We start from the raw sequence: 11,385 nt of genomic DNA, 5'->3' as shown, positions 1-11,385 counted from the left end.
AGGTTAAATTGCCACTACTAAAAATCGGACAAATCAGCATTTTGTGTGGGCCTTCACCGAAGAGGCTGTCGGATCAAGCTATGATTGCGGCCCCTCCAAGGACTCAGGATCAAGGACACGTCATGCGCATCGGTTTTCTGTCACCCCTGGCACTGGCCCTGCTGGCCGGCACCTCCCTGCAGGCCCAGGCCAGTTCCGACGACTCGTGCTACCCCGATTGGCGGGTGTCGCGCAGCAGCCTGGACACCTGCAGCAACCTGCCCTTCCTGAGCCCGGGCAATGACAGCCGGGTGAACCTGCGTTTGTTGCTGGCCGATAAGAAATCCGCACCCCTGACGCCGAATGCCCTGAATGACGATGACCTGGCCCAAGGCTTCGGCCCGGTGCCGTTCCCGGTGTACCGCCTGGCGCCCCATGCAGACAACAGCACCGAGCCCGACGACGGCCCGGACGATTCGCGCACTGCTGAACTCGATACCTTGCTCGGCCCGCTGGGCATCAAGCGCGACGAGTACAAAACCGCCGGCGAAGCCTTCCTCAATGGCGAAGGCAGCCGCTGCCGCAGCAACAACGATGACAGCGCCACCGCGTTCATCAGCCAGGTGTTCAAAGCCGACATGCCTGCGCCGGAGCGCGAATTGCTGGTCAAGGCCCGCCTGCAACTGCTGACCACCTGCGACTGGGACGGCCCGGTGGTAGCGGACCCGCAGCAGATCCAGTCCGCCGACGGCCAAGTGTTGCGCGACTACCTGCAAGCCGCCGCCGACTTCTACAGCGGCCGTTTCGCCGAGGCGTCCAGCGGCTTCGCGGCGGCCGGCAAAAGCGCGTTGCCGTGGTTGAAGGAAGCCGCGCAGTACATGACCGCGCGCACTGCGCTTAATCAGGCTCAGGCCAACGCCTACGACGAAGACGGCATGCCGCACCTGGACCGTGTGGATAAGTCCGCCCTGGCCGAGGCCGAGCAGGGTTTCGACAGCTACCTGAAGGCTTATCCACAGGGCACCTACAGCACCTCCGCACGGGGCCTGTTGCGCCGGGTGTACTGGTTGGCCAACGACAACAGCAAGCTGGCCGACGCGTTCGCCTGGCAATTGACCCAGGCGAGCGATGCACAGCGCAATGTGTCGGTGGATGAGCTGGTGGAAGAGGCAGACCTCAAGCTGCTGATGGTCAACAGCGAGACCGTCAAGACGCCGATGATCCAGCTGGTCAGCGACCTGATGGTGATGCGCGGCGGCAACCAACCGAGCCTCAGTCGTGCAGACATCGAGCAGCAAAAGGCGGTGTTTGCCAGCGAGCCGGAACTTTACGACTACCTGTTGGCGGTGAATGCGCTGTACACCGAGCAGCAGCCCGACGCCGCCCTCAAGCTGTTGCCGCAGAACGTGCCGTCGAGCCTGAATTACTTCGCCTTCAGCCAGCAGACCCTGCGCGCCCTGGCCCTGGAAGCCAAACAAGACTGGAAAGGCGCCGAGGCCTTGTGGCTGCAACTGCTGCCGCTGGCAACACTGCCACTGCAACGCGACCAGCTGGAATTGGCCCTGGCGATGAACTACGAGCGCAGCGGCCAGTTGGCCAAGGTGTTTGCCGCCGACTCGCCGATAGGCGCCAAGCAGGTGCGTTACATCCTGCTGCGCAACATCGCAGGCCCCGACCTGCTGCGCCAGCAGATCGCCAAGGCCAGCGACCCGGTAGAGCGCGAGACCGCCCAGTTCGTGCTGCTCTATAAAGACTTGCTGCGCGGCCAGTACGCGACATTCGCCGACGACCTCAAGCAACTGCCCGCCTCGGCCCCCGAGGACAAGTTGGGCACCAGCCTGGGTTACATCTACAGCGCCAGCCAGACCTTGAAGCTGTTCCAGTGGAACGGCGAGAAGGCCGAGTCGGGCTACGCCTGCCCGAGCATTGCGCAAACCGCCGCCACCTTGCAGGCCGACGGCAAGAACCCACAGGCGCTGAACTGCCTGGGTGAGTTCATCCTGCGCAACAACCTCGACGGCATGCCACTGGAACAAGCCCGTGCAGCGGGCAGCCTGGGCAGCACCGCGTCGCAGTTCAAAGGCGAAACCTTTTCGCGGCTCGACGGCTACAAGCAGGTGATCGGCAACGCCAAGGCGTCGAAGAACGATAAGGCCTACGCGCTGTTCCGCGCCATCAATTGCTACGCGCCGGCCGGCTACAACAGTTGCGGCAGCGTTGATGTAGAGCCGGCCGTGCGTAAAGCCTGGTTCCGCCAGCTCAAGAGCGGTTTCGCCGACACCCAGTGGGGCAAATCGCTGCAGTACTACTGGTGAAGCACCTGTGGCTGGGCTTGCTCCTGTTGGCAAGCCCGGCGTTCGGCGCCGTCGATGCCAGCGACTATGACGCCTTCTGGCTGTGGAGCGGCGTGACGCCCCAGCCGGTGCTCAAGCAGGCCAACACCCTGTACATCCTCCAGGGCCAAATCAACTCAACGCGCCGGGCGCCAGCGCGCGGCGTGCAGCTTATCGCCCAAGGCATGAGCGTGCCGCGCCTCACCCGTGGCGAGGTCTGGGTGGTGTACCGCGCCCACACGCTGCACTGGCCAGAGCGGGTCTACACCCAACTGCTCGGCCAGGTGCAACGCTGGCGTGATGCGGGCAACCCGGTGGTCGGCATCCAGATCGACTTCGACGCCCGCACCCAATACCTGCACGAATACGCCGACTTCCTGCGCGACCTGCGCCAACGCCTGCCGGCCGACCTGCGCCTGAGCATCACCGGCCTGATGGACTGGAGCAGCAACGCCGACCCCGCCGCCATCGCCCAGCTCAAAGGCGTGGTGGATGAGGTGGTGGTGCAGACTTATCAAGGGCGGCACAGCATTCCGGACTACGCGGCGTATTTGCCACGGATGAACCGCTTGGGGGTGCCGTTCAAGATCGGGTTGATTCAGGGCGGGGTTTGGGAGGAGCCGGGGTATTTGAAGAAGAGTGAGTGGTTTCGCGGGTATGTGGTGTTTTTGCAGAACCCGTAGGCACCCGGCTTGCCGGCGATGGCGGTCTCAGTGGCCTCATCGCCGGCAAGCCGGGCTGCTACAGGGGGTTGCGGTTACCAGTCGTAGGTCAGGCTTGATACGGCGGTGCGCCCTTCCCCGTAGTAGCAATCCAGGTCGCTGGTGCATTGCGACACATAGGTCTTGTTGGTGAGGTTCTGCACGTTCAGCGCCAGTTTCACGCCCTTGAGTTTGAGCGGCGAGCGGCTCAGGTCGTAACTCAGGCTGGCGTCGTAGACGCTGTAGGACGGCACCGTGAAAGCACCGGCATAGTAATCACCCAGGCTCTGGCGGGCGTAGCGCACACCCAGGCCTGCGCCGAGGCCGGCCAGCGGGGTGTCGCCGAGCACGGTGTAGTTGACCCACATCGAGGCAGTGAGCGGCGAGATGCCAGCCGGGTGGCGGCCCTGGCGACCCTCTTCGTCCTTGGTGTACTTGATGTCGTTGCGCGCCGCCGAAGCGATGATGTCCCAGGCATCATTGAGGACGGCCTTGGCTTCCAGTTCCACGCCCCGTGAGCGCATGGCACCGCTCTGGGTACTGAAGGTGGCGTCGGGTTCGGTGGTGAGCACGTTTTCCTGGTCGAGCTGGTAAACCGACGCTTGCACAAAACTCTTCTGGCCCGGTGGTTGGTACTTCACGCCCACTTCATATTGCTTGCCGGTCGATGGGTCGAACGGCTTGTGGTCGGCATTGGTGCCGGTCAACGGCAGGAAGGATTCGGAATAGCTGACAAAGGGCGCGAAGCCGTTATCGAACAGGTACACCAAGCCTGCGCGCCCGGTGAAGGCTTCGTCCTTGCTGGCAAAACGGGTGTCCTGGATTGGCTCCTTGTTCACCACGCTGGCCCAGTCATAGCGGCCACCAAGGACCAGCGCCCACTTATCCCATTTGATCTGGTCCTGCACGTACAGGCCAGTCTGGCTCAGGGTACGGTCCCAGCGGTAAGGTTGGCCGTAGTTGATCCGCTGACCATAGACCGGCTTGAACAGGTCGATCACCGGCGGGTTGCGGTCGTACAGGCCGTGGAACAAAGAGCCGGAATGGTAGTAATCCAGGCCAAAAATCATCGTGTGCGACAGTGCGCCGGTATCAAATTCGGCCTGGGCAATGCTGTCCACGCCGAACACCTTGTTGTTCTGCGACCAGTCCACGGCATAGCGCTGCAGGTAGCGCTGGTCCTGCACGCCAGTGACCGGGTTGGCGACGAAGGCGTAGCCGTGCAACGGCGCGGTGTAGCGGTCGTCGACCTCGGCATAGCGTGCGTTTTGCTTGAGGGTCCAAGTCTCGTTCAGGCGGTGGGACACTTCGTAGCCGAGTACGTATTGCTCGCGGTTGTACTGGTTCACGCCCGGCTCGCCGATAAACAGGTCGCGCTTGATCTTGCCGTTGGGGTTGTTCCACAACGTGCCGGACGCGGGCAAGCCTTGGGCTTCGGGGACGCCTTTGTCTTTCTGGTACTGGGCGAACAGGGTCAGGTGGGTATCGTCGTTCGGCCGCCAGGTGAAGCTGGGGGCAATGAACTGGCGCTTGTTCTTTACATAGTTGATCTCGTCCTGCCCGTCATTGGCGAGGCCGGTGAGGCGGTAGAGAAATTGCCCCTGCTCGTCCAGCGGGCCGCCGAGGTCGATGGCGGCGCTTTTGTGTTCATAGGTGCCGGCCTCCAGCACCACCTGGTGCAACGGGGTTTCGGTGGGGCGCTTGCTGACCATGTTGACGATGCCACCTGGCTGGTTCTGCCCGTACAACACCGACGCGGGCCCTTTGAGCACTTCGATGCGCTCCAGGGAGTACGGCTCGATCTGCAACGCGCCACCGGTGCTGCCGCCGCCGTAAGGCAGGTGTAGGCCGTCGAGGTACAGCGGCGTGGGCGAGAAACCACGCGAGGTCGGTTCGTCGAATAATTTGACCCGGTCGGAGAAGCCGCCCGCCGTCATACCCGGCGTGTAGAGCAAGGCCTGGGTGACACTTTGGGCACCACGCGCCTTGATCTCGGCGGCGCTGATCACGTTGATGGTCTGGGGAATTTCCACCAGTGCCGAATCCGTCTTGCTACCGGAGGCGCTGCGCGTGGCGACGATGCCATCCACCGGCCCCCATGCGCTTTCCTGCGCTTGCTGGCCGCTGATCTGGGTGGCGCCAAGCTGCACCGGGCCGTCACCAACCAGTGCCTGCACCGACCAACCGCCCGGCGACTGCACGGCCACCAAGCCAGTGCCCGCCAGCAACCGCTCCAGGCCGCTCCCAACGGCGTAGCGCCCTTGCAGGCCAGCGCTGCGCTTGCCTTCGGTGAGTGTTGCATCCACCGACAACAAGATGCCCGAGGCGCTGGCGAACTGGTTCAACGCCTGGTCGAGGTTGCCCGCCGCAATGCTGTAGGTGCGTAGCGCTTCAGCGCTTTGTTCGGCGTGCACGTGGGTCGGCACCATCGGCACAGCAGCCAGCAGGCTGACTAACAGGCCACGGCGTAGGGCGCGGGCCAAGGGTTGGATTGGGTGGTGCGGCATTGCAGGACTCCCCGTGAGATCGCTTCTTGATTGGCTTTCAAGAGGTATCCCGGACGAACACGGAAAACCGACAAGGCGCCGCAACATTATTTTTGTAGGGTTGGGGTCAGGCTCGGGCTTTGAGGGTGATCCAATAGCGCGTGACGCTGTGTATGTGGATGGGCAGCGAATGCGCCAGGGCGGCGAGGATGGCGTCGGTGTCCGTCAGCGGAAACACGCCGGTGAGCAGCAGGCCGGCCACAGCGGGATCGCAGCGCAACACGCCGGGGCGATAACGGCCCAGTTGCGTCACAAACTCGCCCAGTGGCTGGCGCTCGGCGATCAGACGGTGCTCGGTCCAACTGCTGGCATTGGCGTTGACCGCAGGCAGCGCCGAGCTTTGGCGTTGGTTGAACCACAGGCTGTCCCCCGCGTTCATCTGCACCGCGGTGCCCTGTGCCGGGGTGACGCGCACGCGGCCTTCATACAGATCGACACGGCTACCGTCAGGCAATTCACGCACGGAAAAACGCGTACCCAGCGCTTGCACATCGCCGGCCGGCGTCTCGACGATCAGCGGGCGCAACGGGTCGTGGCCGCTGGTCAGCAGGATTTCGCCACGGATCAGGCGGATGCGTCGCTCACTGGCGCTGAAACGCAGGTCCACGGCACTGTCGCTGTTGAGGTCCAGGCGCGTACCGTCGCTGAGGGTGAACTGACGGATCTCGCCCGTGGCGGTGTGGTACTCGGCAAACGCCGCTTGCCAGGGTTCGCTGCGCTGCACCAGATAACCGCTGCCGCCCGCCACCAGCAACACGCCGAGCAACTTGAGGGCCGCCCGGCGATGGGGATCCGGGGTGTCACGCAGCACGGCACGGGCACTGTCGGCCGGCACGCCACTGAGGGTGTGTTGCAAGTGCTGAAGGCGCTGCCAAGCGCGGCGATGCTCCGGGTCGGCGGCCTGCCATTGGGCGAAAGCTTCGCGCTGTTCATCACGCAGTTCATCGCCCCATTGCAGCATCAGCCACTCGCTGGCCTGCTCGACAATGGCGGGGGCGATGGGCGCATCGTGTTTCATTCGGCGTAGGCCACCTGGTAGCAGGCGACAATGGCGCGGGTCATGTACTTCTGCACCGAGCTGACGGTGACGCCCAGGCGTTCGGCAATCTGCGCGTAGCTCAGGCCTTCGAACTGCGACAGCAGGAATGCGCGGCGCACGTTGTCGGGCATGCGGTCGAGCATGGCATCGATCTGCATCAGGGTTTCGAGGATCAGCGCACGGGTTTCCAGGGACGGTGATTCCGGTTCCGGTAAGTGCGCGATGCTTTCCAGGTAGGCGCGTTCGATGCGCAGGCGCCGCCATTGGTCGATCACCAGGTTGCGAGCGATCTGCGCCAGGTAGCTGCGGCTTTCCTTGTCGCCGGGAAAACGCCCGGACACCAGCAGGCGCAGGAACGTGTCCTGCGCCACATCGGCAGCGTGCTCGCGATCGCCCAGGCGTTGGCGCAACCAGCCTTGCAGCCAGCCGTGATGGTCGCGGTACAGGAGATGAAGCTGTTGCTGGCCGTCAGTCGCGGTGTCCATGAAAAGCTCAGATACATTATTGAGAGCAATTATCATTACACCTTATTTCGCGACTGACAAAAACTCTTTGCAGATCAGCGTGCAGCCGTTTGCAGTGGGTACACCGATTCCCAGCCGCCACCCAACGCCTTGTACAACCCGACCATCGCCAGCGAAACACCCGTGGAGCTTTCCACCCACTGCTCCTGGGTGGCCAGCAGCGCGCTTTGCACGGTGAGCACGTTGACGAAATCCACCACGCCTTCCACGTATTGGTGCTGCGCGGTGGCCAGGGCGATCTGGTTCTGGCGCACGGCTTCGGCAAGGCTGTCGCGGCGCAGTTGGCTGGCGTTGTAGCGGGTCAGTTGGTCGTCGATCTCATGCCAGGCGCGCAACACGGTTTGCTGGTAGGCCAGCGCCGCTTCCTGCTGCTGGGCTTCGCGCAGGTTCAACATGCCCTGCAGGCGCCCGCCATTGAACAGCGGCAGGCTGAACTGCGGGCCGAAGGCAAAGGCGCGCGAGCCCCATGAGCCAAAGTCCGACAGCTGCATCGCCTGGGAGCCAAGGCTGCCGGACAGCGTGATGCGCGGGTAGAAGTCACCCTTGGCCACGCCGATGTTGGCGGTGGCGGCATGCAACCGCGCTTCGGCCTGGCGGATATCCGGGCGACGCTCGGCCAGCTCCGAAGGCAGGCCGATGGCGACCTGGCGCTGGGTTTGTGGCACGGCGGCGTCCTTGGACAACTGCGTATGCAGGGCTTGTGGCGGCTCGCCCATCAACAGGCTCAGGGCGTTGATCAACTGGTCCTGGCGTTGCTGCAAATCCGGCAGACGCGCTTCGATGGCCGCCACTTGGGCGGCGGCTTCGGCAACGTCCAAATCGGTGGCCACGCCGTCGGCCAGGCGCAGTTGCGAGAGCTTGAGGCTGTGGCGGGCGACGTCCAGGTTCTGCTCGGTGACGGCGCGGGTATTTTGCGCGCCGCGCAGCTGGATGTAGTCCTGGGCAGTCTCGGCAAGGACTGACAGCAGCACGGCGCGACGGTCATTCTCTGCCACTTGCAGGGTGGCGTCGGCGGCTTCGGTTTCGCGTTTGACCCGGCCCCAGAAGTCCAGCTCCCATGCGGCAGAGAAGCCCATGTCCCACTGGTTATAGGCCGAGCGGCCGTTTTCGCCGGACGGGTCGCTCAAGCCCTTGGCGCTGTTGCGCTGGCGCAGGTAGTCACCGGTGGCGTTGACGTTGGGGTAACGCTCGGCGGTGGTCACCTGGCGCACGGCACGGCTCTGTTGCAGGCGGCTGCTGGCCAGCTTCAGGTCGAGGTTGTCGGTGAGCGCGCGACGCGTGAGGGCTGAGAGTTGCTCATCGTGGAACACGTCCCACCAGCGCTCTTGCAGCGGGTCGCTGGTGGCATGGCTGTCAGCCTGGCGACCCTGGGGTTCACTCCATTGCGTCACTTGCGGGCTTTGCGGCGTGTGGAAATCCGGGCCGACCGTGCAGGCGCTCAGGCTGACGAGGCTCAAGGTGAGCCAGGCGATGTGCTTCATTGCTGGGCCACCTCACTGGTTTTCACTGCCGGCTGGGTATCGACGCTGGCTTCCACCGACATACCAACCCGCAGGCGCTCCGCGTGGGCCTGGCCCGGCTCCAGCACGATCTTCACCGGAATGCGCTGCACCACCTTGGTGAAATTGCCGGTGGCGTTGTCCGGTTTGACCGACGCGAACGTCACCCCGGTGGCTGGCGCCAGGCTTTCGAGATGGCCGTTGAGCAGCTCGCCATCCAGGCTGTCGACACGCACCTGAACCGCCTGGCCCGCGTGCATGTGGGACAGTTGGGTTTCCTGGAAATTGGCCACCACGTAGGCATCGGCCAGCGGCACCACGGCGAGAATCTTGCTGCCCGGTGTCACGTAGGCACCGACGCGCACGGCACGCTCGCCGACCATGCCGTCCACCGGCGCCACAATGCGCGTGTAGGACAGCTGAAAACTGGCCAGTTCCAAGGCCGCCTGGGCACGTTTGAGCCCGCCTTCGGCCGCATCACGCCGGGCGGTGAGGATCTCTACCTGCTTGCGTTCGGCCGCGAGTACGGCAGTGGCATTGGCCAGGCGTGCGGTGGCTTGGTCGATGCGCGTCTTGGCTTGCTGGGCGTTCTGCACAGTACCCGCGCCAACGCCGGCGAGGTGGTTGTAGCGGTTCAGTTCGTGTTCGGCAAAGGCCATTTCGGCACGGTCTGCCGCGACGGTGGCCTGGGCCTGGGCGATGACCGAGCTTTGCCGCTCCAGGGTGGCCGTGGCGTTTTTCAGTTGGGCCTGGGCGACGAGGGTGTCGGCGTCAGCCGCCTGGGCGGCGGCGCGAAAATCGCGGTCGTCAATCAGCGCCAGCAACTGGCCGGCCTTGACCCGCTGGTTGTCTTCCACCAGCACTTCTTTGATGAAGCCGGCCACACGCGGCGCAACCAGGGTGAAGTCGGCGGCGACGAAGGCGTCGTTGGTGGTTTGGCGCTTGCTGCCCAGCACGGCCGGCGCAACCAGGTATACCAGCACGCCCACGGCGAACACCGCGATAACGGAGACGGCAATTTTGTCTTTGCGTTTCATGAGCAATCCTTTTGGCTAGGTCGGTGCGCGCGGTGGAAAAATCCGCGTCGGCATCCAGAAAATCAGCAGAATCAACGCCACCGCGACGGCGGCCATGACGTAATAAAGATCCGAAGACGTGAGCACCACAGCCTGTTCGTGCAGGCGGTGCGCCAGGCCCGGCGCATCGGCGTCGGCCAGTGGGGCGTTGCCCAGGCCGTCCACCAACATGTTCGAGTGGAAGTGCAGGCGCCGAGTGGTCAGCACATCCAGCACGGCGGTCGCGATCACGGCGGCGAGGCCTTTGATGGTGTTGAACCAGGCCGAGGCGAACGGCCCATCCATCGGTTGGATACTGCCGGTGGACAGCATCAGCAGCGGCAGCACGGCCATGGGCTGACCGAAGATTTGCAGCAGGTACAGGCCATAGAAGTCGTCGCGGATCCACGCCGAGGTCAGGTGTGCACTGCCCACGCAGCACAGCACCAACATGCCCAGGCCAATGCCCAGCACCCAGCGGCAATCAACCCAGCGCAGGTTGCACAACGCCGCCACCAACGGCAGTGCGATGAGCTGCGGCACCGCCATCAGCAACATCACCGGCGCGGTTTGCAGCGGGCGATAACCCTGGACCTGCGCGAGGAAGCTCGACGGGATGAGGATCACCGAGGTCAGCACCATCAGCACACCGGCCAACACGATCAATGCAAACGACAGGTTGCGCAGGCCGAGCATCTGCAACTTGAAAAACGGGATCGGTTGCGACCATTCGTTGAGCATGAACAGCACCAGCAACAGCGTGCCGCCGCACAGCAAGCAGGTGATCAGGCCCGACTCGAACCAGTCCAGGCGATTGCCTTGCAGCAGGCCGATCACCAACATGCAGATCGCCGGGAACCCCAGCAGCAGGCCGCGCCAGTTGAATTGCTTGAAGCGCTCCAGTCGCAACGGGTCTTGGGGCAGGCCGTAGGCGACGGCGGCCATCGCCAGCAGGCACGGCCCGACGATCTGCCAGAACGCCCATTGCCAGCCGACGTATTCGGTCCACAGCGCCGCCAGCGGCGTGCCGAGGCTCGGGCCGAAAGTGGCGGTCAGCGCGTAGCCGGCCAGGCCATACAGCTTGACGTTGGCGGGCAGGAAACGCAGGGCCACGGTCATCAGCATCGGCGGCAGCGCCCCGCCCGCCAGGCCTTGCACGGTGCGCAGCACCAACAGGCTTTCGTAGTTCGGCGCAAACGGGCACAGGATGCCCAGCACGGTGAACAGGCCGATCGCGCACAGGGTGAAGCGGCGCAGGGAAAACGTCACCGAGCACCAGGGCGCGAAGGCCATGGCCGCGACTGACGTGGCGGTGTAGGCCGCGACCAGCCAGGTGCCTTCGTCAAAACCGATGTACAGCGCACCACGGATATCCGCGAGGGCCACTTTGGTGACCGTCTCATTGAGGCCGGAGATCAGCACCGCCAGCAACACGCCGACTAGGCCGATGATGATGCGCGGGCCGAACACGGGTGGGCTCATCGCGGTGGGTTTGGCTGCGGCCGCGAGGGTGGGGGCAGCGAGGGAAGTCATGAACGGAGAGCTCGACATTAAAAATACCCGAGCAGTTTAATCAGCCCCATACATGACAAAAAGTTACTTATCGGAAGCTTATAAGTGCGTGAAACGCAATCCATTGATCTGCCCACACCCCTCGTAGGAGCCCGGCTTGCCGGCGGTGGCGTATTCAAGATCGCCATCGCCGGCAA

The 11,385-nt window shown here is 64.0% G+C and carries 8 protein-coding genes; 2 read left to right on the top strand and 6 right to left on the bottom strand.

What is annotated here, in order from left to right; all coding sequences use genetic code 11:
- Nucleotides 1–122 precede the first annotated feature (122 nt).
- Both AC07OV_RS00040 and AC07OV_RS00035 read left to right on the top strand, forming a co-directional pair.
- Nucleotides 123–2,294 carry a PA5441 family protein gene (locus tag AC07OV_RS00040; protein ID WP_495091202.1) on the top strand — a complete coding sequence of 724 codons (2,172 nt, stop codon included), beginning with the start codon at nt 123–125 and terminating at the stop codon, nt 2,292–2,294.
- Nucleotides 2,291–2,995, top strand: a complete 705-nt coding sequence (locus AC07OV_RS00035) for a DUF3142 domain-containing protein (RefSeq protein WP_494996023.1) — start codon at nt 2,291–2,293, stop codon at nt 2,993–2,995. The genes AC07OV_RS00040 and AC07OV_RS00035 overlap by 4 nt, the downstream gene beginning before the upstream one ends.
- A 74-nt stretch (nt 2,996–3,069) precedes the next feature.
- Here the strand turns inward: AC07OV_RS00035 and AC07OV_RS00030 are convergent, their stop codons facing one another.
- The 6 genes from AC07OV_RS00030 to AC07OV_RS00005 form a co-directional block, all read right to left on the bottom strand.
- Nucleotides 3,070–5,520, bottom strand: a complete 2,451-nt coding sequence (locus AC07OV_RS00030; RefSeq protein WP_495091201.1) for a TonB-dependent siderophore receptor — start codon at nt 5,518–5,520, stop codon at nt 3,070–3,072.
- A 106-nt stretch (nt 5,521–5,626) separates the two neighbouring features.
- Entirely contained in the window at nt 5,627–6,577 is a 951-nt protein-coding gene (locus tag AC07OV_RS00025; protein WP_495091200.1) for a FecR domain-containing protein, read from the bottom strand.
- The gene (locus tag AC07OV_RS00020; protein WP_176997450.1) at nt 6,574–7,083 is read right to left on the bottom strand and encodes a sigma-70 family RNA polymerase sigma factor; all 510 of its coding nucleotides are present in this window, start codon (nt 7,081–7,083) and stop codon (nt 6,574–6,576) included. Before AC07OV_RS00020 ends, AC07OV_RS00025 begins: the two co-directional genes overlap by 4 nt.
- A 74-nt stretch (nt 7,084–7,157) precedes the next feature.
- Nucleotides 7,158–8,603 (bottom strand): efflux transporter outer membrane subunit, encoded by a 1,446-nt coding sequence (locus AC07OV_RS00015; RefSeq protein WP_495091199.1) that lies wholly within the window; start codon nt 8,601–8,603, stop codon nt 7,158–7,160.
- Nucleotides 8,600–9,658, bottom strand: a complete 1,059-nt coding sequence (locus tag AC07OV_RS00010) for an HlyD family secretion protein (protein WP_495091198.1) — start codon at nt 9,656–9,658, stop codon at nt 8,600–8,602. Before AC07OV_RS00010 ends, AC07OV_RS00015 begins: the two co-directional genes overlap by 4 nt.
- A gap of 15 nt (nt 9,659–9,673) precedes the next feature.
- On the bottom strand, nt 9,674–11,209 hold the full coding sequence (locus AC07OV_RS00005) for an MFS transporter (RefSeq protein ID WP_495091197.1): 1,536 nt from the start codon (nt 11,207–11,209) through the stop codon (nt 9,674–9,676).
- Between the last annotated feature and the right edge of the window lie 176 nt (nt 11,210–11,385).

It is taken from the genome of Pseudomonas sp. GW821-FHT09A09 (assembly GCF_059418405.1).
Note: the sequence above shows the minus strand (reverse complement) of the source record. Positions and strands in the feature narration are given on the sequence as shown.

Coding starts and splice junctions, on each gene's coding strand:
- AC07OV_RS00040 (WP_495091202.1), top strand. CDS start 123: ATGCGCATCGGTTTTCTGTCACCCCTGGCACTGGCCCTGCTGGCCGGC.
- AC07OV_RS00030 (WP_495091201.1), bottom strand. CDS start 5,520: ATGCCGCACCACCCAATCCAACCCTTGGCCCGCGCCCTACGCCGTGGC.
- AC07OV_RS00025 (WP_495091200.1), bottom strand. CDS start 6,577: ATGAAACACGATGCGCCCATCGCCCCCGCCATTGTCGAGCAGGCCAGC.
- AC07OV_RS00020 (WP_176997450.1), bottom strand. CDS start 7,083: ATGGACACCGCGACTGACGGCCAGCAACAGCTTCATCTCCTGTACCGC.
- AC07OV_RS00015 (WP_495091199.1), bottom strand. CDS start 8,603: ATGAAGCACATCGCCTGGCTCACCTTGAGCCTCGTCAGCCTGAGCGCC.
- AC07OV_RS00010 (WP_495091198.1), bottom strand. CDS start 9,658: ATGAAACGCAAAGACAAAATTGCCGTCTCCGTTATCGCGGTGTTCGCC.
- AC07OV_RS00005 (WP_495091197.1), bottom strand. CDS start 11,209: ATGACTTCCCTCGCTGCCCCCACCCTCGCGGCCGCAGCCAAACCCACC.